21 protein-coding genes are annotated in these 23,074 nt (G+C 69.4%); 13 read left to right on the top strand and 8 right to left on the bottom strand.

Annotated elements, in window-relative coordinates; genetic code table 11:
* Nucleotides 1–35: 35 nt before the first annotated feature.
* The 5 genes from ASC76_RS02185 to ASC76_RS02205 all read right to left on the bottom strand — a co-directional run bounded on the left by ASC76_RS02185 (nucleotide 36) and on the right by ASC76_RS02205 (nucleotide 6,615).
* The gene (locus tag ASC76_RS02185; RefSeq protein ID WP_056461719.1) at nucleotides 36–1,337 is read right to left on the bottom strand and encodes a nucleotide sugar dehydrogenase; all 1,302 of its coding nucleotides are present in this window, start codon (nucleotides 1,335–1,337) and stop codon (nucleotides 36–38) included.
* A gap of 16 nt (nucleotides 1,338–1,353) precedes the next feature.
* The gene (locus ASC76_RS02190) at nucleotides 1,354–2,802 is read right to left on the bottom strand and encodes a mannose-1-phosphate guanylyltransferase/mannose-6-phosphate isomerase (RefSeq protein WP_235580311.1); all 1,449 of its coding nucleotides are present in this window, start codon (nucleotides 2,800–2,802) and stop codon (nucleotides 1,354–1,356) included.
* 27 nt (nucleotides 2,803–2,829) lie between these two features.
* Nucleotides 2,830–3,852, bottom strand: a complete 1,023-nt coding sequence (galE, locus tag ASC76_RS02195) for a UDP-glucose 4-epimerase GalE (protein ID WP_056461726.1) — start codon at nucleotides 3,850–3,852, stop codon at nucleotides 2,830–2,832.
* Nucleotides 3,849–5,141 carry a hypothetical protein gene (locus tag ASC76_RS02200; RefSeq protein ID WP_056461729.1) on the bottom strand — a complete coding sequence of 431 codons (1,293 nt, stop codon included), beginning with the start codon at nucleotides 5,139–5,141 and terminating at the stop codon, nucleotides 3,849–3,851. The genes galE and ASC76_RS02200 overlap by 4 nt, the downstream gene beginning before the upstream one ends.
* Before the next feature lie 79 nt (nucleotides 5,142–5,220).
* Nucleotides 5,221–6,615: an undecaprenyl-phosphate glucose phosphotransferase gene (locus ASC76_RS02205; protein WP_082548643.1), complete on the bottom strand. Its 1,395-nt coding sequence runs from the start codon at nucleotides 6,613–6,615 to the stop codon at nucleotides 5,221–5,223.
* Nucleotides 6,616–6,848: 233 nt separating this feature from the next.
* Between ASC76_RS02205 and ASC76_RS02210 the strand changes: the two genes are divergently transcribed.
* The 8 genes from ASC76_RS02210 (at nucleotide 6,849) to clsB (ending at nucleotide 14,654) form a co-directional block, all read left to right on the top strand.
* Nucleotides 6,849–7,364 (top strand): hypothetical protein, encoded by a 516-nt coding sequence (locus ASC76_RS02210; RefSeq protein WP_056461732.1) that lies wholly within the window; start codon nucleotides 6,849–6,851, stop codon nucleotides 7,362–7,364.
* A gap of 73 nt (nucleotides 7,365–7,437) precedes the next feature.
* Nucleotides 7,438–8,985: a ubiquinone biosynthesis regulatory protein kinase UbiB gene (ubiB, locus tag ASC76_RS02215; protein ID WP_056461735.1), complete on the top strand. Its 1,548-nt coding sequence runs from the start codon at nucleotides 7,438–7,440 to the stop codon at nucleotides 8,983–8,985.
* Between the two features lie 92 nt (nucleotides 8,986–9,077).
* On the top strand, nucleotides 9,078–9,422 hold the full coding sequence (locus ASC76_RS02220) for an FmdB family zinc ribbon protein (protein ID WP_056461739.1): 345 nt from the start codon (nucleotides 9,078–9,080) through the stop codon (nucleotides 9,420–9,422).
* A gap of 25 nt (nucleotides 9,423–9,447) precedes the next feature.
* Nucleotides 9,448–10,110: a DUF502 domain-containing protein gene (locus tag ASC76_RS02225; RefSeq protein WP_082548644.1), complete on the top strand. Its 663-nt coding sequence runs from the start codon at nucleotides 9,448–9,450 to the stop codon at nucleotides 10,108–10,110.
* 132 nt (nucleotides 10,111–10,242) lie between these two features.
* Nucleotides 10,243–12,036, top strand: a complete 1,794-nt coding sequence (gene aspS / locus ASC76_RS02230) for an aspartate--tRNA ligase (RefSeq protein WP_056461742.1) — start codon at nucleotides 10,243–10,245, stop codon at nucleotides 12,034–12,036.
* A gap of 82 nt (nucleotides 12,037–12,118) precedes the next feature.
* Complete coding sequence (gene nudB, locus ASC76_RS02235) at nucleotides 12,119–12,589, top strand: dihydroneopterin triphosphate diphosphatase (protein ID WP_056461744.1); 471 nt, start codon at nucleotides 12,119–12,121, stop codon at nucleotides 12,587–12,589.
* The gene (locus ASC76_RS02240; protein ID WP_235580312.1) at nucleotides 12,586–13,395 is read left to right on the top strand and encodes an endonuclease/exonuclease/phosphatase family protein; all 810 of its coding nucleotides are present in this window, start codon (nucleotides 12,586–12,588) and stop codon (nucleotides 13,393–13,395) included. Before nudB ends, ASC76_RS02240 begins: the two co-directional genes overlap by 4 nt.
* A complete protein-coding gene (clsB, locus tag ASC76_RS02245; protein ID WP_056461747.1) occupies nucleotides 13,392–14,654 on the top strand; it encodes a cardiolipin synthase ClsB in 1,263 nt (420 codons plus the stop codon). The genes ASC76_RS02240 and clsB overlap by 4 nt, the downstream gene beginning before the upstream one ends.
* Here clsB and ASC76_RS02250 read toward each other — a convergent pair.
* Nucleotides 14,651–15,073, bottom strand: a complete 423-nt coding sequence (locus tag ASC76_RS02250) for a DUF805 domain-containing protein (RefSeq protein WP_082548647.1) — start codon at nucleotides 15,071–15,073, stop codon at nucleotides 14,651–14,653. The genes clsB and ASC76_RS02250 overlap by 4 nt on opposite strands.
* Before the next feature lie 108 nt (nucleotides 15,074–15,181).
* Between ASC76_RS02250 and ASC76_RS02255 the strand changes: the two genes are divergently transcribed.
* From ASC76_RS02255 to ASC76_RS02265, 3 genes are all read left to right on the top strand, one after another.
* A complete protein-coding gene (locus ASC76_RS02255) occupies nucleotides 15,182–16,237 on the top strand; it encodes a ligase-associated DNA damage response exonuclease (RefSeq protein ID WP_056461750.1) in 1,056 nt (351 codons plus the stop codon).
* A gap of 94 nt (nucleotides 16,238–16,331) precedes the next feature.
* Entirely contained in the window at nucleotides 16,332–17,042 is a 711-nt protein-coding gene (locus tag ASC76_RS02260) for a glycosyltransferase family 25 protein (RefSeq protein ID WP_056461753.1), read from the top strand.
* Nucleotides 17,039–18,751 carry an ATP-dependent DNA ligase gene (locus ASC76_RS02265; protein WP_056461756.1) on the top strand — a complete coding sequence of 571 codons (1,713 nt, stop codon included), beginning with the start codon at nucleotides 17,039–17,041 and terminating at the stop codon, nucleotides 18,749–18,751. The genes ASC76_RS02260 and ASC76_RS02265 overlap by 4 nt, the downstream gene beginning before the upstream one ends.
* Here the strand turns inward: ASC76_RS02265 and ASC76_RS02270 are convergent.
* The gene (locus ASC76_RS02270; RefSeq protein ID WP_056461759.1) at nucleotides 18,737–19,774 is read right to left on the bottom strand and encodes an asparaginase; all 1,038 of its coding nucleotides are present in this window, start codon (nucleotides 19,772–19,774) and stop codon (nucleotides 18,737–18,739) included. The two genes, ASC76_RS02265 and ASC76_RS02270, sit on opposite strands and share 15 nt — an antisense overlap.
* 63 nt (nucleotides 19,775–19,837) lie before the next feature.
* Between ASC76_RS02270 and ASC76_RS02275 the strand changes: the two genes are divergently transcribed.
* On the top strand, nucleotides 19,838–20,689 hold the full coding sequence (locus tag ASC76_RS02275; RefSeq protein ID WP_056461762.1) for a ChaN family lipoprotein: 852 nt from the start codon (nucleotides 19,838–19,840) through the stop codon (nucleotides 20,687–20,689).
* A gap of 4 nt (nucleotides 20,690–20,693) precedes the next feature.
* Here the strand turns inward: ASC76_RS02275 and ASC76_RS02280 are convergent, their stop codons facing one another.
* Entirely contained in the window at nucleotides 20,694–22,193 is a 1,500-nt protein-coding gene (locus tag ASC76_RS02280) for a S10 family peptidase (RefSeq protein ID WP_056461765.1), read from the bottom strand.
* Between the two features lie 26 nt (nucleotides 22,194–22,219).
* Here ASC76_RS02280 and ASC76_RS02285 point away from each other — a divergent pair, with 26 nt between their 5' ends.
* On the top strand, nucleotides 22,220–23,041 hold the full coding sequence (locus ASC76_RS02285) for a hypothetical protein (protein ID WP_056461768.1): 822 nt from the start codon (nucleotides 22,220–22,222) through the stop codon (nucleotides 23,039–23,041).
* Nucleotides 23,042–23,074: the final 33 nt, after the last annotated feature.

The raw sequence follows: 23,074 nt of genomic DNA on the forward strand, positions 1-23,074 counted from the left end.
CGAAGATCCGATGAAAAGGTTGAAGAGGGGGCGCATCACAGCCGCCACACCGTCAGGCCCGCGCTGCGCAGCGCAGCGGCGTCGAAGCCGGCCTTGACGTCGATGAAGCAGGCCTGCGGCGCGGCCTTCGCGACGATCTGGTCGCACTGCAGCGCGCGGTAGGCGCGGTGCGCTACCGCGGCGACGATCGCGTCGGCGCGCGGCAGATCGTCCCAGGCCGAGAGTTCGAGCCCGTATTCATGCAGCGCTTCGGCCGCGTCGGCCTGCGGGTCGTGCACGAACACCTGCACGCCGTAGCTGCGCAACTCGGCGACGATGTCGACGACCTTGCTGTTGCGCAGGTCCGCACAGTCTTCCTTGAATGTCAGGCCGAGCACGTTGACCCTGGCGCCCTTGACGGGGCTCCCGTTGGCGATCATCTGCTTGATCGTCTGCTCGGCGATGTACTTGCCCATGCCGTCGTTGATGCGCCGCCCGGCCAGGATCACCTGCGGGTGGTAGCCGAGCATCTCGGCCTTGTGGGTCAGGTAGTACGGGTCGACGCCGATGCAATGCCCGCCGACGAGGCCGGGCTTGAACTTCAGGAAGTTCCACTTGGTGCCGGCGGCTTCGAGCACCTCGCTGGTGTCGATGCCGATGCGCTCGAAGATGATCGCCAGCTCGTTCATCAGCGCGATGTTCAGGTCGCGCTGGGTGTTCTCGATCACCTTGCACGCCTCGGCGGTCTTGATGCTGGAACACCGGTGCACGCCGGGCTCGACGACGCGTTCGTACAGTTGCGCGACGCGCTCGAGCGTCGCTGGCGTGTCGCCCGCGACCACCTTCAGGACGTTCGTGAGCATGTGCTCGCGGTCGCCCGGGTTAATGCGCTCGGGGCTGTAGCCGACGAAGAAGTCGCGCTTCCATCGCAGGCCGGACGTCTGCTCGAGCACGGGAATGCAGATCTCCTCGGTCGCGCCGGGATAGACGGTCGACTCGTAGACGACGGTCGCACCGCGCTTCAGGTGGGGGCCGAGGCTGCGGCTCGCGCCAATCAGGGGGCCGAAGTCGGGGATGTGCGCGGCGTCGACCGGCGTGGGTACCGCGATCAGCACGAAATCGGCATCGCGCAGGACGGCCGGGTCGTCGCTGTATTCGGCGTGCAGCGCGAGTGCCATGGCCTCGTCAGGAATCTCGCGCGAGGGGTCGCGGCCGCTGCGGCACGTCGCGACCTTGTCGGCCAGCACGTCGAAGCCGATGGTGCGCAGGTGCTTGCCGAACTCGACCACCAGCGGCAGGCCGACGTACCCCAGGCCGATGACGGCAACGACGGGAGAGCCGGGCGCGGAGGTGGTCATGGATGAGCAGGCGTGACTACAGCGCGCGGCCGTAGGTGTCCTCGAAGCGCACGATGTCGTCTTCGCCCAGGTAGCTGCCCGATTGCACCTCGATGATCTCGAGCGGCACCTTGCCCGGGTTGGCGAGCCGGTGGGTCGTGCCCAGCGGGATGTAGGTGCTCTGGTTCTCGCTCAGCAGGATGACCTGGTCGCCGTTCGTCACCTCCGCGGTGCCGGACACGACGATCCAGTGCTCCGCGCGGTGGTGGTGCATCTGCAGGCTCAGGCTCGCGCCCGGCTTGACCATGATGCGCTTGACCTGGAAGCGCGCGCCGGAATCGATGCTGTCGTACCAGCCCCAGGGCCGGTGCACCTGGCGGTGCAGCGTGTGCTCGGTGCGGCCGGCGCCCTGCAGGCGGCCGACGATGGCCTTCACGTCCTGGCTGCGCGACCGGTCGGCCACGAGCACCGCATCGGGCGTCTCGACGACGATCACGTTGTCGAGCCCGACCACGCCGACCAGCCGGCTGGTCGCATGCACGAGCGTGTTGCGGCTGTCGCTGACCAGTGAATCGCCGTGGCTCGCGTTGCCGGCACTGTCCTTCGGGCTGACCTCCCACACGGCGTCCCAGGCGCCGAGGTCGGACCAGCCGGCGTTCATCGGCACCATGCGGATCTCGAACTCGGGCGACTCCGGGCAGCGCTCCATCACTGCGTAGTCGACCGACTCGCTGGGGATCGCGGCGAAGGCGGCGCGGTCGGGGCGCACGAAGCTGGCATCGACGCTGCGGCCGGTCCACGCGGCACGGGTCGCGTCGAGGATGTCAGGCCGGAAGCGTTGCAGCGCGGCCAGCCAGACCGACGCGCGCACGACGAAATTGCCGCTGTTCCAGAAATAGCCGCCTTCCGCCAGGTAGCGCTGCGCGGTCGCCAGGTCGGGCTTCTCGACGAACTGCGCGACAGTGAGCTCGGCGCCCGTACCGCCAATGCAGCGCAGGTAGCCGAACCCCGTCTCCGGGCCGGTCGGGTCGATGCCGAGCGTCACGACGGCGCCATCGGCCGCGGCGCGCACGGCGCGCTGCAGCGCGGCGGTGAACGCCGACTCGTCGGTGTACGCGTGGTCGGCCGCCGTGACGACGAGCACCGGATCGTGGCCGCCTTCCTGCGCCTGCAGCGCCGCCAGCGTCATCGCCGGCGCGGTGTTGCGGCCCATCGGCTCGAGCAGCACGGTCGCGGGCGGCAGCGCCAGCTCGCGCAGCTGGTCGAGCACCAGGAAGCGGTGTTCCTCGTTGCCGACGATGCAGGGCGCGGCCACCGCGATGTCGGGGGCGTCGAGCGAGGCGAGGCGGCGCACCGCCTGCTGGAACAGGCTCTGGTTGCCCTGCAGCACCAGGAACTGCTTGGGGTGCTGCGCGCGCGACAGCGGCCACAGCCGCGTGCCGCTGCCGCCGGCCATGATGACGGGTTGAACGGAAATGGGGGTCATCGTCGTGATCGTTGCTTCAGGGACGGCTCAGCCCGCCAGTCCGTTGGGGTTCATGCGCTGCCAGCGCCAGCTGTCAGCGCACATGGTGTCGAGATCGCGCTGCGCGGTCCAGCCGAGCACGCGGCTCGCCAGGCTGACATCGGCGTAGCTGGCATCGACGTCGCCGGGACGGCGCGCGACGAACTCGCACGGCACGCTGACGCCGCTCGCCCGTTCGAACGCGCGCACCACTTCCAGCACGCTGTGGCCGCGCCCCGTGCCGAGGTTGGCGGTGATCGACTCGCCGCTGCCGAGCAGGTGGCGCAACGCCTCGACGTGGCCGGCGGCGACGTCCTGCACATGGATGTAGTCGCGCACGCCGGTGCCGTCCGGCGTGGCGTAGTCGTTGCCGAACACCTGCAGGCGCGCACGCTTGCCGACCGCCACCTGGGTGACATAAGGCATCAGGTTGTTCGGCGCGCCGCGCGGGTCTTCGCCGATCAGGCCGCTCTCGTGCGCGCCGACCGGGTTGAAGTAGCGCAGCAGCGCGATCGCCCAGGCCGGGTCGGCGCGGCCGACGTCGCGCAGGATGTCCTCGCCCATCAGCTTGGTGGCGCCGTACGGGTTCATCGCGGCCAGCGGCGCGTCCTCGCGGATCGGCAGCGATTCGGGCTTGCCGTAGACCGTGGCGCTGGAGCTGAACACCAGCCGCTTGCAGCCGTAGCGCGCCATCGTATCGCTCAGGGTCAGCAGCCCGCCGATGTTGTTGGCGTAATACGCCAGCGGCTTTGCGGTACTTTCGCCGACCGCCTTGTAGGCCGCGAAGTGCACGACGGCGTCGATGCGCTCGCGCGCGAACAGCGCGTCCAGCGCACCGGCGTCGCGCACGTCCATCCGCTCGAACATCGGGGCACTGCCGCTCAGGGTCTGCAGGCGGTCCAGCACCTGCGGGGCGCTGTTCGAGAAGTCGTCGATGCCGACCACACGGAAGCCACTGGCCAGCAGGCTCAGCCAGGTGTGGGAGCCGATGAACCCGGTGGCGCCCGTCAGCAGGATGCGCGCGTCGTTCATCGCAAGGTGAACTGGGCGTTGCAGCCGATGACGTTGGCGTCGTACGAATAGGCGCCGGCGCTGCGAGCTTCGTGAGCGAGGTTGCAGCCGAGTTGCCAAGCGCGGGCGGGCACGTAGTTCACGCCGATCGAGGCGGTGCGGAAGTGGTCGCTCGACGACGAATTGTTGTTGTTGCCGCGGCGGTACGTCGTGTTGGCGTAGAAGTTCGTCTTCGCGGTCGCGGCGTAGTTGGCGCCGAAGACCAGCGTGTCGCTGGTCTGGTTGCTGCCGGTCTGGAAGGTGTTCTGCTGACCGGTGGCCGGATCGAAGTAGGTCGCCGACGTGGTGTTGGAGCCGGCGTCCCGGCTGATCGATGCGTTGAAGGCGAGCTTGGCGGTCGGTGCGTAGGTGGCGTCGAGCGCGCCGGTCAGGCCGGAGAAATCGCGGTTGCTGTTGTCGTACGTGACGCGCGAATAGCTCAGGCGCGCCTTGACGCTCGTCTGCGCGCTGTAGCGCCAGTCGGCCAGCAGGTCGAGGTTGTTGCTGGTGCTGCGGTCGGGGCCGTAGAGGTCCTTGTTTTGCAGCGTGGCGAGCACCTGTTGAGGAGGGGTGCCGACTGGAATGAAGGGCGCGATCCCAAAGGGAAGATCGGTGCGCGTCGTTCGCAGCGCCATACCGACGGTTGTGAGGCCGCCGATCCGGTAGTTGAAGCCGACGCTGCCGCTGTCGGTCGTCGCGTTGGAGACCAGCGACTGGTAGCCCGAATAGCGCGAACGGCCGTGTGAGTAGTTGCCGAAGAGGGACAGCAGGCCGTCGCCGCCCCAGCGGATGTCCGCACTGAACTGTTCAGCCTTCAGCACGTTCTTCTCGTTGGCTGGAGGCAGTAGCGCGCCGTCAATCTGCAGAATCTGGTTGCCGTTGAACTGGGCCAGGCTCTGGCTCGCGCTGACGTTGAAGCTGCCGGAGAGCTTCTCGAGCGTCGCCCAGTCCCAGCCGCCGCTGAGCGCGTAGCTGGTGTTGTTGAGCCGCGTTTCGTTCTGGTACTTGTTGTAGCCCACCCGAGCGTTCGCATGCACGCGCTGGCGGCTGATCTGCTGGTCGAAGCCGCCGAGCAGGCTGGTTGTCGAATAGTTGTCGGACGGGCTGCCGTCGAAGCGGTAGACGTTCGAGTCGTGCGTGAACCCCTGGCTCACGCCCAGGTACCACGGGCTCGGCTCGTCGGCCCGGGCGACGGAAGCACCGGCGAGCAGCAGCGCGGCCGCGGCCGAGACACAGGTGACGCGGTGCAGGGTGGCCTTGTAAGGTTGCATGGATGGGTCTCCGGTGGCGGACATGGACGGCAATCGATCGGCCCGGGTCGGGTCGCGGGGCGGCAGCCTGGGCAATCGCTCAGTAGGCATGCCGGTCGAAGAACAGCAGCCGGATCGTGCGCACGATGATCTGCAGATCCAGCCCCAGCGACCAGTTGCGCAGGTACTCCAGATCGTATTCGACCCGGGCCTGCATCTTCTCGATCGTGTCGGTCTCGCCACGGTGACCATTGACCTGGGCCCAGCCGGTGATGCCGGGCTTGACCTTGTGGCGGACCATGTAGGCCTTGATCAGCTGGCGGTACTGCTCGTTGTGGGCGACGGCATGCGGGCGCGGTCCGACGATGCTCATCCGCCCCTGCAGCACGTTGATGAACTGCGGCAGCTCGTCGAGCGAGGTGCGCCGGATGAACGCMYCGAACCGGGTGATGCGCGGGTCGTCCTTGGTCGCCTGGCGCACGACCGGGCCGTTGTCCTGGGAGCGCATCGAGCGGAACTTGTAGACCACGATCTCGCCGCCGTCCAGCCCGTTGCGGCGCTGCTTGAAGATGGCCGGGCCGGGCGAACTGAGCTTCACGCCGATCGCGATCGCCAGCAGGATGGGCGAGATCAGGATCAGGATGATCGAGCCGATCACGACGTCGCTGATGCGCTTGACCAGTTCGTTCGTGCCGGTGAAGGGCGTCTCGCATATGCCCACGACCGGCACGCCGTTCATGTCCTGCAGCCGGCCCTGGATGATGCTGATGCCGAACACGTCGGGCACGAAGAACAGCGACGCGGTCGTGCCCTGCACCTCCTCGAGCAGCTCGACGATGCGCGGTTGCGAGCCGAGCGGCAAGGTGATGTAGACCTCGCGCACGTTGTGCTCGGTGGCGTAGGCCGCCACGTCCTTCAGGCCGCCCAGGCGCTTGACGCTGGCCTCTTCGTGCAGGCGATCGTCGGTCCGGTCGTCGAAGAAGCCGACGAAGTCGACGCCGTAATCGGCGCTCTCGGTCAGCGCCTTGGCCACCTTCACGCCCAGCGCGCCGCCACCGACGATGATCGCCGAGCGCCTGGCCTCGGGCCGCGCGGACAGGCGCTGCACGATCAGCTTGCCGATCCAGACCGCGAACCATTGCAGCACCGGCGTGACGACCGCCCAGTTCAGCAGCACGCTGTTCTCGAAGTAGTGCAGGCTGCGGGTCGCATAGCCGCACAGCGCCAGGATGCCCAGCAACATGACCCAGGACGAGAGGATGTCGACGCCGGCGGCGATCAGGTTGTCGCGGAAGCGGTTGCGGCCCGGGAACGTCAGCGCGAACACAAGCAGGCACAGCGTCAGCGCGGGGCGGTCGATCAGTTCATCGGCATAGAGCGTCGCGATCAGGAACGTCAGCACGGTGATGCTGGGTTCCAGGAACGCAGCCACGAACGACGTCACGGACTGCGGCGCGCTGTAGAAAGTTCTCTTGTAGGTTCGGTCTTCAAACATGGGTTCTGAGGTCCGCCCACCGTCCGGCTGGAGCGACGGCGACGCTGCACGTCGTGCGGCAAGATCGCGTCGACAGCCCCTTGCGTTGCGGCAGCCGGCACGCCAACCAAGCATGCTGCGTGCCTTCCTACGCGCCGGGCCGGCAACGTGACGGGCGATTCTCCATCAAAAACCGCGCCCGTTCTGGCCTGTGAACCGGGGGAGCCCGAAGTCACCGTGCCTACAATCCGTGCATGTTTCACACTATGTATTCAGCCCTCGGACAGGCTTCGATCGAGCGGCTGACCTTGGTCGCGAACCATGTGATCGCCTCCGAAGCGGTCGCCACCGAGCGGCTGCGCGCCCATGCGGGGCGTTGCATGCAGTTTCACTTCGAGGGCTGGCCGACGTTGCTGCCGGCCTGGCCGGCACTGATGTTCCGCGTCACGCCGGCCGGTCTGATCGAGTGGTGCGGCGAGTCGCAGAGCGGCGAGCCGGCTCTGCAGGTCGCGATCGACGCGTCCAATCCGGCCCTGGCGCTGGTGCAGGCGATCGGCGGGGCGCGTCCGAAGGTCGAGGTGTCGGGCGACGCCGCGTTCGCCAACGACCTGAACTGGCTGTTCGACAACCTGCGCTGGGACGTGCAGGACGACCTGGCGCGCGTGATCGGCGCAGCGCCGGCGCGCGAGCTGGGCCGGGTGGCCGGCGGCGTGGCGGCCGGCGTTCGCGAGGCGGTGCGCACCCTCGGCGGCCTGGTGACGCGCGCATGAGCGGCCCGGTCCCAGTGCCGGCCCGCGGTTCCGTCGCGGCTCGACGCGGCGGCGCCTTGGACGCGGGGCTGCGTTGAGGCACCTCGCACGGCTCCTGGTCATCTGCGTCACGGTGCTGCGCTACGGGCTGGACGAGCTCGCGCTGTCGAGCTTCCGCCAGCGCTGGGTGCGGCTGCTGGTGCGCGTGATGACGGTCGGCCGCCAGCTCGACGCGCCGCGCGGCGTGCGCCTGCGGCTCGCGCTCGAGCGCCTCGGGCCGATCTTCGTCAAGTTCGGCCAGGTGCTGTCGACGCGGCGCGACCTGCTCCCGGCCGACCTGGCGGACGAACTCGCGAAGCTGCAGGACGACGTGCCGCCGTTCCCGGCCGAACAGGCGCGCGTGCTGGTCGAGCAGGCCTTCGGTCGGCCGATCGACGCGGTGTTCGCGCGTTTCGACGCCGAGCCGGTCGCCAGCGCCTCGATCGCACAGGTGCATTTCGCGCAGCTCAAGGACGGACGCGAGGTCGCGGTCAAGGTGCTGCGCCCGGGCATGCTCGCGGTGATCGACGACGATCTGTCGCTGATGCGCACGCTGGCGCGCTGGGTCGAGCGGGCGTCGGCCGACGGCAAGCGCCTGAAGCCGCGCGAGGTCGTCGCCGAGTTCGACAACTACCTGCACGACGAGCTCGACCTGGTCCGCGAAGCCGCCAATGCCGCGCAGCTGCGCCGCAACATGCAGGACCTGAACCTGATCCTGGTGCCCGAGATGGTCTGGGAGTTCTGCACCCAGGGCGTGATCGTGATGGAGCGCATGAACGGCCTGCCGATCAGCCAGGTGCAGCGCCTGCGCGATGCCGGCGTCGACATCCCGAAACTCGCCCGCGACGGCGTCACGATCTTCTTCACCCAGGTGTTCCGCGACGGCTTCTTCCATGCCGACATGCACCCGGGCAACATCCAGGTCTCGGTCGCGCCGGAAAGCTTCGGGCGCTACATCGCGCTGGACTTCGGCATCGTCGGGACGCTGACGGAGTTCGACAAGGACTACCTCGCGCAGAACTTCATCGCGTTCTTCCAGCGCGACTACAAGCGCGTGGCCGAATTGCACGTCGAGTCCGGCTGGGTGCCGCCGACCACGCGCGTTGACGAGCTGGAGGGCGCGATCCGCGCCGTCTGCGAGCCGCACTTCGACCGGCCGCTGAAGGACATCTCGCTCGGGCAGGTATTGCTGCGGCTGTTCCAGACCTCGCGCCGTTTCAACGTCGAAATCCAACCGCAGCTCGTGCTGCTGCAGAAGACGCTGCTGAACGTCGAGGGCCTGGGCCGCCAGCTCGATCCGGAGCTCGACCTTTGGAACACCGCCAAGCCATTCCTCGAACAGTGGATGAACCAGCAGATCGGCTGGGCCGGGTTCGTCGAGGGGCTGAAGAAGGAGGCGCCGCGCTACGTCCAGCTGCTGCCCGAGTTGCCGCGGCTGATCCACCAGGCGCTGCAGCCGCGCGCCGCGGTCGAGCAGCGCCTGCTCGAGGCGCTGCTGATCGAGCAGCGGCGCACCCGGCGGATGCTCTACGGCATCGTCTGCGTGCTGGCCGGCGGGGCGCTGGGCGTGCTGGCGTCGCAACTCTGGCTCCACTGGCGCTGAGCGTGGCGGCCGGGGCCGGGCCCGCCGCGGGCCGCGACGTATAATTCTGGGTTTTCCGTCCCATTTTTTCTTTTCAGATCAAGGGCTTGGCCATGCCGATCTATGCCTATCGCTGCAGCACCTGCGGGCACGCGAAGGATGTCCTGCAGAAGATGTCCGACCCGGTCCTCACGGTCTGTCCGGCGTGCGGGGCCTCGACCTTCGTCAAGCAGGTGACCGCGGCGGGCTTCCAGCTGAAGGGCTCGGGCTGGTACGTGACCGATTTCCGTGGCGGCGACAAGGGTGCCGCGCCGGCCGCCGGCGGCGATGGTGAATCCGCGAAGCCGGCCACGCCGGCCGGCGGCGACGCCGCGCCGGCCGCCGCACCCGCCAAGGCCGAAGCCGCGCCCGCCCCGGCGCCCGCGCCCACGCCGGCCGCGCCGCCCAGCAGCAAGTGACGGCGCGTGCCGACCGGGAATCGCCGTGAAGAAATACCTCATCGCCGGGCTGCTCGTCTGGCTGCCGCTGGCCATCACGATCTGGGTGCTGCAGGCCGCGCTCGGCCTGCTCGACGGTGTGTTCAGCTGGTTCCTCAATGCCGGCAAGGCGGTGCTGCCGGCCGCCGCCGAGCCGGCGATCGACCTGCTGCTGAAGATCCCGGGCCTGGGCGTGATCGTGATGCTGACCGGCCTGCTGATCACCGGCGTGTTCGCAACCAACATCGTCGGCCAGTGGTGGCTGCGACAGGGCAGCCGCGTGCTCAGCAAGATCCCGATCGTCAAGTCGATCTACAGCTCGGTCAAGCAGGTGTCGGACACGCTGTTCTCGAGCAGCGGCAACGCGTTCCGCGAGGCGGTGCTGGTGCAGTACCCGCGCAGCGGCAGCTGGACCATCGCGTTCGTCACCGGCCGCCCGGGCGGCGAGGCCGCGCTGCACCTGCCCGGCGAATACCTCAGCGTCTACGTGCCGACGACGCCCAACCCGACCTCGGGCTTCTTCCTGATGGTGCCGCGCTCCGACGTGGTCGTGCTGCAGATGAGCGTCGACGAGGCGCTCAAGTACGTGATCTCGATGGGCGTGGTGGCGCCGCCGCTGCACGTGCCGCCGGCGCCGGCCATTGCCGTGGCGCAGCCGGCCCGAAATTGACCCGGCTGGGCGGCCGGCATCCGCTCAGCCCAAGGCGCGGCCTGCTGCGCCGCAGAGCCCTCGAACCGAGCGCCGCGCTGTGTACCGCGTGACGCTGCCCAATCAATCTGCCGAAAGCAGAGGAGTGATCCGATGAGAACGACATACTGCGGCCTGGTCAGCGAAGCGCTGATGGGCCAGACCGTGACCCTGATGGGCTGGGCGCATCGCCGCCGCGACCATGGCGGCGTGATCTTCATCGACCTGCGCGACCGCGAAGGTCTCGTCCAGGTCGTCTGCGACCCCGACCGCGCCGCGATGTTCGCGATCGCCGAAGAGGTGCGCAACGAGTTCTGCCTGAAGATCATCGGCAAGGTGCGTGCGCGCCCGGATGGCACGGTCAACGCCAACATCACCAGCGGCAAGATCGAGGTGCTGTGCCTGGAGATCGAGGTACTGAACCCCAGCATCACGCCACCGTTCCAGCTCGACGACGACAACCTGTCGGAAACGACGCGGCTCACGCACCGCGTGCTCGACCTGCGCCGCCCGCCGATGCAGCGCAACATGATGCTGCGCTACCGCGTCGCGATGGAAGTGCGCAAGTTCCTGGACGCGAACGGCTTCATCGACATCGAGACGCCGATGCTGACCAAGAGCACGCCCGAGGGCGCGCGCGACTACCTGGTACCGAGCCGCGTCCACGACGGCATGTTCTTCGCGCTGCCGCAGTCGCCGCAGTTGTTCAAGCAGCTGCTGATGGTCGCGGGCTTCGACCGCTACTACCAGATCACCAAGTGCTTCCGCGACGAGGACCTGCGCGCCGACCGCCAGCCCGAGTTCACGCAGATCGACATCGAGACCTCGTTCCTGACCGAGGAAGAGATCCGCACGATGTTCGAGGGCATGATCCGCAGCACCTTCAAGCACGCGATCGGCGTCGAGTTGCCGGCGTTCCCGGTGATGAAGTACGCCGATGCGATGCACCGCTACGGCTCCGACAAGCCCGACCTGCGCGTCAAGCTCGAGTTCACCGAACTCACCGACGTGATGAAGGACGTGGACTTCAAGGTCTTCTCCGGCCCGGCGCTGATGGACGGCGGCCGCGTCGTCGCGCTGCGCATCCCGGGGGGGGCCGAGATGAGCCGCAGCGAGATCGACGCGTACACCGAGTTCGTCAAGATCTACGGTGCCAAGGGCCTGGCGTGGATCAAGGTCAACGACGTCGCGAAGGGCCGCGAGGGCCTGCAGTCGCCGGTCGTCAAGAACCTGCACGACGCGGCGCTGACCGAGATCCTGAAGCGCACCGACGCGAAGGACGGCGACCTGCTGTTCTTCGGCGCCGACAAGGCCAAGGTCGTCAACGACGCGATCGGCGCGCTGCGCGTCAAGGTCGGCCACAGCGACTTCGGCAAGGCGCGGCAGCTCGCGCAAGGCGCGTGGGAGCCGCTGTGGGTCGTGGACTTCCCGATGTTCGAGTACGACGACGGCGCGCAGCGCTGGAGCGCGGTGCACCACCCGTTCACGTCGCCGAAGGACGGCCACGAGGACCTGCTCGAGACCAACCCGGGCGCAGCGATCTCGAAGGCCTACGACGTGGTGCTCAACGGCATCGAGCTCGGCGGCGGCTCGGTCCGTATCCACCGCGAGGAGGTGCAGAGCAAGGTGTTCCGGGCGCTGAAGATCGACGCCGAGGAAGCGCAGCTGAAGTTTGGCTTCCTGCTCGACGCGCTGCAGTACGGCGCGCCGCCGCACGGCGGCATCGCGATCGGCCTGGACCGGTTCGTGATGCTGATGACCGGCGCCGAATCGCTGCGCGACGTGATCGCGTTCCCGAAGACCCAGCGCGCACAGGACCTGCTGACCAACGCGCCCAGCGCGGTCGACGAGAAGCAGCTGCGCGAGCTGCACATCCGGCTGCGCAACGTTCAGGCCGCGGGCAGCTGAAGCGGCGATTCGCACGCTGATGCAGAATCGACGGGCGCGGATATTCCGCGCCCTTTTTCTTGCGCGATCGAACCGCCACGCCGTGACAGCCCCACCGCCCAAGATCCCCGAATCCGTGCTCGTGGTCATCCACACCGCCGAGCTCGACGTGCTGCTGATCGAGCGGGCGGACAAGCCCGGCTTCTGGCAGAGCGTGACCGGCTCGAAGGACGCGCTGGACGAGCCGAACGAGCTCACCGCGCGGCGCGAGGTGCTGGAGGAGACGGGTATCGCGATCGGTTCGCCGGCCGTGCCGCTCGCGAACCTGCGCGACTGGCAGCTGCGCAATGTCTACGAGATCTATCCGGTGTGGCGGCACCGCTATGCTCCCGGCGTGACCCACAACACCGAACACGTCTTCGGGCTGCGCGTGCCGCGCGACGTGCCCGTCGTCCTCAGCCCGCGCGAGCACACCGCGCTGGTCTGGCTGCCCTGGCGCGACGCGGCCGACAAGTGCTTTTCGGCCTCGAACGCCGAGGCGATCCTGCAACTGCCGCGACTGGCTGGACGATGATGCTTCGACCGCCCGTTGCCAGCCACGCCCCGAGCACCCTCCACCCGAGCCACGTGCTGCGGGTGGCCACCTACAACATCCACAAGGGCGTGCGCGGCGTCGGGCCGCGCAAGCGGCTCGAGATCCACAACCTGGCGCTGGGCATCGAGGCGCTCGACACCGACCTGGTGTTCCTGCAGGAAGTGCGCTTCCTGAACCGCGCCGAAGCCAGGAAGTTCCCTGACACCGTGATCGGCTGGCCGCGCATGCCGCAGGCGGACTACCTCGCGCCGGAGGGCTATGAAGTCGCCTACCGCACCAACGCCACCACGACCCACGGTGAGCACGGCAATGCGCTGCTGTCGCGCTGGCCGCTCGGCGACATCGGTCACCACGACGTCTCCGACCACCGCTTCGAGCAGCGCGGGCTGCTGCACGTGCCGGTGCACTGGAACGGCGTGCTGGTGCACGCGATCGTCGCGCACTTCGGGCTGATCCACTCGAGCCGCGTGCGCCAGGTCGAGCGCCTGGCCCGATTCATCGAGGCCGAGGTGCCGAAAGACGAGCTGCTGATCGTCGCCGGCGATTTCAACGACTGGGGCGCCAAGCTGGACGCTCCGATGCGCGCGTTCGGCCTGCACCGCGCCGGCGTGCCCGGCGACCCGCCGGCGCGCTACAACACCTTCCCGTCGCGCCTGCCGGTGTTCTCGATGGACCGCATCTACGTGCGCGGGCTCAAGTGCCTGTCCACGTCGGTGCCGCGCGGCGTGTCCTGGGCACGCATGTCGGACCACTTGCCGCTGATCGCCGAACTGGCGCTCGAATGACCGCGTCGACCCGTGCCCGCGCGCTGCGGCCGGCACACCGGCTGACGCTGCTGAAGGGGGGTGGGGCGCTGTTCCCCGCGATGTGCGAGGCGATCGCCGCGGCGCGCGCGGAGGTGCTGCTCGAGACCTACATGTTCGAGTTCGCGTACGGCGTCGTGCCGATCGCCGAGGCGCTCGAAGCGGCGGCGCTGCGCGGCGTGCGCGTGCACGTCGTCGCCGATGGCGTCGGCACCGGCGACATTCCGCCCGAGTGGCAGCAGCGCTGGAAGGCGGCGCGGGTGCACTGGCGCATCTTCAATCCGGCGCGGGGCTGGCGACTGCTGCTGCCCAAGCGCTGGCGGCGCCTGCACCGCAAGCTGTGCGTGGTCGACGGGCGTGTCGGCTTCTGCGGCGGCATCAACCTGCTGGACGATTTCCACGATCCCAACCATGGCGCGCTCGACCAGCCGCGCTTCGACTTCTCGGTGCGCGTCGAGGGCCCCCTGGTCGAGGACATGCACGAGACCATGAAGCGCCTGTGGGCGCGCCTGCAGGTCGCGCGCGAGGCCGAGCAGCAGGACTTCGCCGCCGCATTCCAGGCGGTCATCGCGGCCGCCGACGCCGGAACCGACCTGGCGGACGAGCACTTGAACAGCGATGTCGACGACGAGAATGCACTGCCGCAGCCGCCGGGCGAAGGCGCGCTGGCCGCGCTGGTGCTGCGCGACAACGTCCGCTTCCGGCGCAGCATCGAGGGCAACTACCGGCTCGCGATCGGCCTGGCGCAGACCGAAATCCTGATCGCCAACGCCTATTTCATTCCCGGCGTGCAGTTGCAGCGCGCGCTGCTTCGCGCCGCGCGGCGCGGGGTGCGCATCACGCTGCTGCTGCAGGGCCGTTACGAGTACTTCATGCAGTACCACGCCAGTCGCGCGGTCTACGCGATGATGCTCGACGCGGGCATCGAGATCATCGAATACGAGGCCAGCTTCCTTCACGCCAAGGTCGCGGTGATGGACGCCGCCGGCGGGGCGCTCGCGACCGTGGGCTCGTCGAACCTCGATCCCCTGAGCCTGCTGCTGGCCCGCGAGGCCAACGTCTTCGTGCGCGACGATGCGTTCGCCGCCGAGCTGCGCGGCCACCTGATGGACGCGATCGCCCAGGGCCGTCGCGTCGCTCCCGACGCGATCACGCGCTGGTCGGTCGTCTCGCGCGGTCTGACCTGGCTGGCCTACGCGGCGATGCGGGTGGTGCTGTTCGTCTCGGGCAAACGTTACTAGAAGGCAGCGGTCAGGTCGGCGCCGAAACGGTTGGCGCCGCGCGTGCCGCGCAACAGACCGTTCGCGACGAGCGTCCAGATCCAGCCGATCACCGGGATCAGGTAGACCAGCACCCACCAGCCCGAATGGTCGCGGTCGTGCCAGCGCTTGACGCTGACCGCCGTGAACGGCCAGATCAGCAGGGCCGTCGTCAGCGCCTCGGCGCGCCGCTCCGAGACGCCGACGATGCCGAGCAGCATCTCGAGCATCACCGACACCAGCAGCGGCCCGAGCACGCCGTAGAGCCAGAACACCTTGCGCGGCACCCGGCCGCGGAAGCTGAACAGGATCTGCGGCGTCGACATCGCGTCGTCGAAACGCGAGCGGGTGAGGTCCGGTGAGGCGTCCAATGAGGCGGTCGGTGCGGTGGAGGTGGTCATAGGGATGCGGTGCTGCGCGCGTCGGAGCGCGCCGCTCGCGATCGTAGGCGATTGCCGCCGGACGCGGCTCACCCGCCCGGCGGCATACCTCGATCGCTACCATGCCGCATGAGCTTCGTCGACGACCTCGTGGTGCTGCGCCCGGAAGGGCTGTACTGTCCGCCGGGCGACTTCTACATCGACCCGTGGCGGCCGGTCGGGCGCGCGGTCATCACCCACGCCCATGCCGATCACGCCCGCATGGGGCACACGCGCTACCTCGCGGCCGCGCCGGGCGAGGGCGTGCTGCGCGCACGGCTCGGCGAGATCGACCTGCAGACGCTCGCCTATGGCGAAGCCGTCGACCACTTCGGCGTGCGCGTCTCGCTGCACCCGGCCGGCCACGTGCTCGGCTCGGCCCAGGTGCGGCTCGAGCACCGCGGGCGGGTGTGGGTCGCGTCGGGCGACTACTTCGTCGCCGGCGCGGATGACGATCCGGCCGAGGGCAACGCGACCTGCGCGCCGTTCGAGCCGGTGCGCTGCGACTGCTTCATCACCGAAAGCACCTTCGGCCTGCCGATCTACCGCTGGGCACCGCAGCGCGAGCTCTTTGCCGACATCGACCGCTGGTGGGCCGCCAATGCGGCGGCCGGCCGCCCCAGCCTGCTGATGGGCTACAGCTTCGGCAAGGCGCAGCGCATCCTGGCCGGCGTCGATCCGTCGATCGGGCCGATCGTCGTCCACGGGGCCGTGGACCCGCTGAATCGGGCCTACCGCGCCGCGGGCGTGGCGCTGCCGCCGACCCGGCTCGTCACCGAGGTGATCGACAAGAGCGAGCTCAGGCGCGCCCTGGTGATCGCGCCGCCGTCGGTGCAGAACTCGACCTGGGCACGCCGCTTCGGCGACGCCAGCGACGCGTTCGCGAGCGGCTGGATGCAGCTGCGCGGCGCCCGCCGCCGGCGCGCGGTCGACCGCGGCTTCGTGCTCAGCGACCACGCCGACTGGCCCGGCTTGCAGCGCGCGATCGGCGCGACCGGCGCGCAGCGCGTCATCGTCACCCACGGCTACGAGAGCGTGATGGTGCGCTGGCTGACCGAGCAGGGCCTGGAAGCGGGCGCGTTCAGCACGGAGTACGGCGATGAGAAGGAGGAGGTGGCGGAATCGATGACCACCGTCGGCGCGTGATGGGCTGCATGACGTGCACCACGTGCAGCGCGACGGCCACCTCCCTGGCCGGATGACAATCGACGCGCCCGTTCCACTTCCGATCGCCCATCGCATGAACCCGTTGACCAGTTTTGACCGCATCTACGTGATCAATCTCGCGTCCCGCAGCGACCGCCGGATCGAGATGCAGACCCAACTGGAGCGCGTCGGCTTGTCGCTCGATCGGGCGCCGGTGAGCCTCTTTCCGGCCCTGCGTCCCGCCTCGCCGGGCGATTTCCCGTCGATCGGCGCGCGCGGCTGCTTCGGCAGCCACCTGGGCGCCCTGAAGGCCGCGGCCGCCGAGGGTTGCGAGCGAATCCTGATCCTCGAGGACGACCTGGACTTCTCTCCCGCGGGTCTCGCCGCGATCGAGACCGCATTGCGCGCGTTGCAGGACCAGCCCTGGGGCATGTTCTACGGTGGCTACCGGCTTGACCGTGCGCTGCCGCTGGACGCGCCGATCCAGCAGGTGGCCCCGACGGACGTGATCGGCACCACCCATTTCGTGGGCCTGTCCGCGCCGTGGATCGGCATTGCCGCGGAGTACCTCGAGGCGATGCTCGGCCGGCCCGCCGGCGACCCGCGCGGCGGCCCGATGCACGTGGACGGTGCGTACAGCTGGCTGCGGGCCGCGCATCCGGAACTCCGGACCTGGGTCGCGACGCCCCAACTGGGCGACCAGCGCCCGTCCCGTACCGACATCCACGACCTGCGCTGGTACGACCGCTGGCCCGTCGTCCGTGACCTGGCGCAGGCAGCCCGGCGCCTGCGGCGTCGCCATTGAAAGCGTTCGCCCGCCTGTTCAACGACCTCGACGCGACCACCGCGACGAGTGCGAAGGTGGATGCGCTGCAGCGCTACTTCGCCACCACACCGCCGGCCGACGCGGCCTGGGCGGTCTACTTCCTGGCGGGTGGCAAGCCGCGCCAAGTGGTGCCCACGGCCTTGCTGCGTGCGCTGGCCTGCAAGCGCGCCGGCATCGAACCCTGGCTGTTCGAGGAGGCGTACCAGGCCGTCGGCGACCTGGCCGAGACCATCGCCCATGTGCTCCCGCCGCCGACCCATCCGAGCGACATCGGCCTGGCCGAATGGGTCGAGCAACGCCTGCTGCCGCTGCGCGGCCTTGGGCCGATCGAGCAGGCCGAGCGCATCACGCGTTACTGGGACGAGCTCGACACGGCGGAGCGCTTCCTGCTGACCAAGCTGATCGGCGGCGGCTTCCGTGTCGGCGTGAGCAAGCTGCTGGTGCAGCGCGCACTCGCTGCCGTCGGCGGGCTCGATGCCAAGATCGTCGCGCAGCGGATGATGGGCTACACCGATGCGCGGCAGATGCCCGATCCGGCCCGCTACACGGCGTTGCTCGCGGCCGGTACCGGCGGTCCGGCCGATGCGGGTCAGCCGTATCCGTTCTTTCTCGCGCACCAGCTGGACGCGCCGCTGGACGGCTTCGACGCCAAGCTCGGTGCGCCGGCCGACTGGTTCGTCGAATGGAAATACGACGGCATCCGCGCGCAGATCGTCAAGCGCGCCGGCCAGGTCTGGATCTGGTCGCGCGGGGAAGAACTCGTGACCGAGCGCTTCCCCGAGATCGCTGCCGTCGCCGCGCAACTGGCTGACGGCACTGTGCTCGACGGCGAAATCGTCGTCTGGAAGGACGATGCGCCCGCCACGTTCAACCTGCTGCAGCAACGCATCGGCCGCAAGACATTGACCAAGCGCGTGCTGGCCGACGCGCCCGCCGGTTTCATCGCCTACGACGTGCTCGAATGCGCCGGTGTCGACCAGCGTTCACAACCGCAGTCGGTGCGCCGCCCTTTGCTGGAGGCGGTGGTCGGCGCCATCGCCGGAATGCAGCTGTCGCCGCTCGAGACGCGCGCCACCTGGGCGGAGCTCGCGGCGCTGCGCGGATCGTCGCGCGAGCGCGGCGTCGAGGGGTTCATGCTCAAGCACCGCGCCGCCACCTACGGCACCGGCCGCACGAAGGCCGACGGCACCTGGTGGAAATGGAAGATCGATCCGCTCAGCGTCGATGCGGTGCTGATCTACGCGCAGGCCGGCCACGGCCGCCGCGCGAGCGTCTACACCGACTACACCTTCGCGGTCTGGAACCGCACGCCGGCGGACGCGGCCGAGGCGCAGGCGGTGATCGACGCGATCGCCGCGCGCGTGCCGGCGCAGGACGGCGCGCTGCAACTCGTCGCGTTCGCGAAGGCCTATTCGGGCCTGACCGACGAGGAGTTCAAGCGCGTCGACAAGGTGATCCGTGCCCACACGCTCGAGAAGTTCGGCCCGGTGCGCAGTGTCAAGCCGACGCTGGTGTTCGAGCTCGGCTTCGAGGGCATCAACCGCAGCGCGCGCCACAAGAGCGGCATTGCAGTGCGTTTTCCGCGCATGCTGCGCATCCGCGACGACAAGCCACTGCACGAGGCCGATACCTTGCAGACGCTGGAGGCGCTGCTCGCCAGCGGCCCGGGGCGCTCAGCGCCGCAGTGAACGCAGGATCGGCGTCGCCACCAGACGTCCCACCTCGATGCCGTTCCAGTTCCGCATCTCGGCGTCGCTCAGGGACCGCATGAAGGTCGCGTCGCCGTCGTCGAGCGTCACGAACGCCTCGATCACCGCCGCCATCACGACCTCGGCGGCGCGCGCGTTGTTGCCGTCGTCGATCTTGATCGCAACACCGAGTCCGCGCTCCGGCAGTGCGGCGCAGAACACCCCTTCCGCGCCGACCTTGCAGAACACGCGCGCGCCGAGCCGCTCCATCACGCGCGTGTCGAAGCGCCCCTGGCCCGCGACCAGGTAGGGCGCGCTCGCCACCGCGCTGCGCAGCCGCCTGGCCGCGGCGGCGTGCCCGGCGTTCAGGCCGGTGCCGGTGCCGACGCGTGCGAAGGCGTGGGCCAGGTGCCGCAGCGGAATCGCGAACGTCGGGATCGAGCAGCCGTCGGTGCCTTGCGGCGTGTTCGACAGGTCGTAGCTGGTCGCCGCCTGCAGCGCTGCGGTGACTTCGCGCATGACCGGGTGCTCCGGCTTGAGGTAGCCCCGCACGAATTGCCGCAGATCGGGCTTGCCGCCGTGGAGCGCGCAGGCCAGGCACAGGAAACCAGAATGCTTGCCCGAGCAGTTGTTGTTCAGTGCGTTCGGTTCACGACCTTGTGCGGCCAGCGTGCGCGCGGACGCCTCGTGGTACGGCCAGTGCGCACCGCATTCCAGCGCGTTGGCGTCGAGACCGGCCTTCGCGAGCATGCGCGCGGCGGTCTGCGCGTGGATCTCCTCGCCGCCGTGCGAGGCGCACGCCAGCGCGAGTTCGTCGTCGCCCAGGCCGAGCTGGTCCGCCGCGCCGCTGGCGACGAGCGGCAGCGCCTGCAGCACCTTGACCGCCGAGCGCGGAAAGATCGGCCGCTCGATGTCGCCGAGGGACGCGACGACCGCGCCGTCGGCGTCGAGCACGGCGAGCGCGCCGCAGTGGGTGGATTCGATGGCGTTGCCGCGCAGGACGTCGACGAGGATGGGGTTCATCGGCGCACTGTAGCGCGACCCTGTGCAGGCGCGGTTCGCGCGAGCCGGGCACACTGCGGCGTCATGGGCGCATCCATTCGCTGGTTCCTGTCGATCGTGGTCGCAACGCTGCTCGGCGGCTGCGCGCATCCGTCCGCGAGCGATGCCGACGCATTGTCTGCGGCGGTTCGCTCGCGCCCGCTCGTGCTGCTCGGCGAGGTGCACGACAACCCGGCGCAGCATGCGTTGAGGGCGCGGGCGCTGCGCGACCTGCTGAACTCGGGGGCGCGACCGGCGTTGCTGATGGAGCAGTTCGACCGCGAGCGCCAAGCGGACCTCGACCGGGCGCTTGCGCGTACCGACGCGACGCCCGAGTCCGTGATCGCCGCCGCCACGCCGGCGACCGCCGCGATGCAGGGCTGGTCCTGGCCCTTGTACCGGCCCTACATCGCGCTGGCCATCGCGTACCGACTGCCCCTCGTCGCCGCGAACGTCTCGCGGAACGACGCGCGCCGCGTGCTGACGGACGGCCTGCCGGCACTCGGCTTCGAGCCGCGCGTGCCGCCGGATATCGATGCAGCCCAGGCGCGTGCGATCGTCGAGAGCCACTGCGGCATGATCGATGCGCCGCAGGCCGCGCGCATGGTCGGCGCGCAGGTGGCGCGCGACCAGTTCATGGCGCGGCTGCTGGAGTCCCATGCCGCGCGGGGTGCGGTGCTGATCGCCGGCAACGGCCATGTGCGGCGCGATGTCGGTGTGCCGCGCTGGCTGAGCACGGCGGCCCGCGCGCGCAGCATTTCGATCGGGCTGCTGGAACCGGGCGATCCCGCGACCTCGGCCTACGACGTCGTGATCACCACGCCGGCCACGCCGGACCGGCCCGACCCCTGCAATGGCCTGCGTGCAACGCGTCCGCCGCCGCCGGCAGCGCGTTGAGCGCTCATCCCTTGACGAAGGCGCGCACTTCCTTGGCCATCCGCACCAGCGACGGCTGGTGGATGTACATCATGTGCCCGGCCTCGAAGTAGCTGATCTGCACGCGTTCGCGCGCCCCGTCGCGCAGGCCGAGGTGGTTGATCGTGTAGTCGCCGGCGGCGTGCGGTGTGCCGAGGTCGTAGTAGCCGCTGGCCACGTAGAGGCGCAGGTGCGGGTTCGCCTGCATCGCCTTGCGCAGGCTGCTGCCGACGTTGACGTAGCGGTTCTCGAAGCCCTTCCAGCTCCACTTGTCCCACACCGGCGCGTGCACGACGTAGGGCGCATCGGCTTCGAACTTGAGCGTGTCGCGCAGCACGCGATTGATCCCGACCGCGTAGGCGCCGAGCACCGCGTTCATGAACGGATCGACCTCCGGGTGCTCGCCGGCGTCGTCGCGGTCCTGTCCGATGAAGCGCGAGTCGAGCCTGCCGACCGTCTGGCCGCGGTGGCGCAGCAACTGCTTGAAGTAGCGGAACTCGCCGGGGCGCAGGTCGCACTGCCGCAGGTACTCGGCGCCGAGGCCGGTGAAGCGTGCGAGCTGGCTCACGATCCGGTCGCGTGCCGCGCCGGCCAGTCGGTCGCCCTGCATCAGCGCGGCGGTGTACTCGCCGAGCGCGAAGGCCTCGGCCGCGGCGATCACGTCCGCGAGCGCTTGCTTCTGCAGCTCGGGGACGAGCGCCTGGTGGAACCACGCGGTGGCCGCGTAGGTCGGCAGGAACAAGGCATACGGCAGCTCGTTGCCTTCGTCGAAGCTCAGCGTCTGCATGTCGATCGCCAGCGAGACCAGCATCACGCCGTTGAGGAAGATGTCGTGCTTGTCCTGCAGGTGCAGTGACAGGCCGGCCGCGCGCGTGGTGCCGTAGCTCTCGCCGATCAGGAACTTGGGGCTGCCCCAGCGGCCGTAGCGCGTCAGGTACAGGCGGATGAACTCGCCGACCGAATCCAGATCGCGCTGGTAGGCATGGAACTCGTTCGGCTTCTCGCCCTCGGCCATGCGCGAGTGGCCGGTGCCGACCGGGTCGATGAACACGAGGTCGCTGTCGGTCAGCAGCGTGTGCTCGTTGTCGACCAGCGCGTACGGTGGCGGCGGCGCGTGACCGAATTCGTCGCAGGCCACGCGCTGCGGGCCGAGCAGCCCCAGGTGCAGCCACACGCTGCTCGAACCCGGGCCGCCGTTGAAGCTGAAAGTGACGGGTCGCGCCGAAAGATCGTCCGGCTTCTTCGTCTTCAGCGTGTAGGCGATGAAGAAGAAGCTGGCGGTGGCCTTGTCCGGCTTCGCGGGCTGGCCGTCCTTGGTGTCGTAGTTCGGGGTGTAGTCGCGCAGCACGATGGTGCCGCAGGTGGCGGTGTACTCGAGCGTCTTCTTGCCCACCTGCAGCTTGTGCTCGGTGGTGACGAGCCGCTCCTTCGGCTCGGCCGGCGGCGTGGCGGGGGAAGGTGGTTTGCTGCTGTCGGCGTCGGCCATCGGGGTGCTCTCGTTAGAGTGGGGGCATGGATGCGCATCGACTCTACCCGCTTGCCGGCATCGATTTCACGAGCCGGCCGACGCCGGCCAAGCCGATCGTCGTCGCGCTCGGCCACCTGACGAACGGGGTGGTGCGCCTGGGCCGCATCGAGCGGCATGCCGATTTCGGCGGGTTCTCGGATTGGCTGCGCACGCCCGGGCCGTGGCTCGGCGTGTTCGATCTCCCTTTCGGCCTGCCGCGCGAACTGGTGGCATCGCTCGGTTGGCCGATGCAGTGGGCGCCGCTGATCGCGCACTACGCGGCGCTCTCGCACGACGAGATCCGCACGGCCTTCAAGGCCTTCTGCGACGCTCGCCCCGTCGGCGGCAAGTTCGCGCACCGTGCGTCGGACGGGCCGGCGGGGTCGTCGCCGTCGATGAAATGGGTCAACCCGCCGGTCGCGTTCATGCTGCACGCGGGCGTGCCGCTGCTGGTCGAGGCCGGCGTGCACCTGCCGGGATTGCACGCCGGCGACACCGACCGCATCGCCCTCGAAGGCTACCCCGGCCTGCTGGCGCGCGAACTCCTCGGCATGCGCTCGTACAAGAGCGACACGCGCGCCAAGCAGACTCCGGACCGCCTGATTGCGCGGATCGATGCCGTCGACGCCCTCGACCAGGGGCGCACCCGCCTCGGCCTGCGGCTGCGCCTGTCCCACGCGCAGCGCGAGGAACTGATCGCCGATGCCAGCGGCGACCGGCTCGACGCCGTGTTCTGCCTGATGCAGGCCGCCTGGGCCAGCACGCGCCCGAACCACGGCCTGCCGCTCGCGATCGACCCGCTCGAAGGCTGGATCGTCAGCGCGTAGCGCGGCCGGCGCGCCGGCAGCGCATCGTCCGAC

It is taken from the genome of Rhizobacter sp. Root404 (assembly GCF_001425865.1).
In the GTDB taxonomy this organism is placed as follows: domain Bacteria; phylum Pseudomonadota; class Gammaproteobacteria; order Burkholderiales; family Burkholderiaceae_C; genus LMDS01.

Excerpts from the sequence above, each read along its gene's own strand:
- ASC76_RS02210 (WP_056461732.1), top strand. The coding sequence starts at position 6,849 with ATGTTTCACACTATGTATTCAGCCCTCGGACAGGCTTCGATCGAGCGG.
- ASC76_RS02240 (WP_235580312.1), top strand. The coding sequence starts at position 12,586 with ATGATGCTTCGACCGCCCGTTGCCAGCCACGCCCCGAGCACCCTCCAC.
- ASC76_RS02200 (WP_056461729.1), bottom strand. The coding sequence starts at position 5,141 with ATGCAACCTTACAAGGCCACCCTGCACCGCGTCACCTGTGTCTCGGCC.
- ASC76_RS02185 (WP_056461719.1), bottom strand. The coding sequence starts at position 1,337 with ATGACCACCTCCGCGCCCGGCTCTCCCGTCGTTGCCGTCATCGGCCTG.
- ASC76_RS02285 (WP_056461768.1), top strand. The coding sequence starts at position 22,220 with ATGGATGCGCATCGACTCTACCCGCTTGCCGGCATCGATTTCACGAGC.
- ASC76_RS02190 (WP_235580311.1), bottom strand. The coding sequence starts at position 2,802 with ATGACCCCCATTTCCGTTCAACCCGTCATCATGGCCGGCGGCAGCGGC.
- ASC76_RS02250 (WP_082548647.1), bottom strand. The coding sequence starts at position 15,073 with ATGACCACCTCCACCGCACCGACCGCCTCATTGGACGCCTCACCGGAC.
- ASC76_RS02260 (WP_056461753.1), top strand. The coding sequence starts at position 16,332 with ATGAACCCGTTGACCAGTTTTGACCGCATCTACGTGATCAATCTCGCG.
- clsB (WP_056461747.1), top strand. The coding sequence starts at position 13,392 with ATGACCGCGTCGACCCGTGCCCGCGCGCTGCGGCCGGCACACCGGCTG.
- ASC76_RS02270 (WP_056461759.1), bottom strand. The coding sequence starts at position 19,774 with ATGAACCCCATCCTCGTCGACGTCCTGCGCGGCAACGCCATCGAATCC.
- ASC76_RS02255 (WP_056461750.1), top strand. The coding sequence starts at position 15,182 with ATGAGCTTCGTCGACGACCTCGTGGTGCTGCGCCCGGAAGGGCTGTAC.
- ASC76_RS02280 (WP_056461765.1), bottom strand. The coding sequence starts at position 22,193 with ATGGCCGACGCCGACAGCAGCAAACCACCTTCCCCCGCCACGCCGCCG.
- galE (WP_056461726.1), bottom strand. The coding sequence starts at position 3,852 with ATGAACGACGCGCGCATCCTGCTGACGGGCGCCACCGGGTTCATCGGC.
- ASC76_RS02275 (WP_056461762.1), top strand. The coding sequence starts at position 19,838 with ATGGGCGCATCCATTCGCTGGTTCCTGTCGATCGTGGTCGCAACGCTG.
- ASC76_RS02220 (WP_056461739.1), top strand. The coding sequence starts at position 9,078 with ATGCCGATCTATGCCTATCGCTGCAGCACCTGCGGGCACGCGAAGGAT.
- aspS (WP_056461742.1), top strand. The coding sequence starts at position 10,243 with ATGAGAACGACATACTGCGGCCTGGTCAGCGAAGCGCTGATGGGCCAG.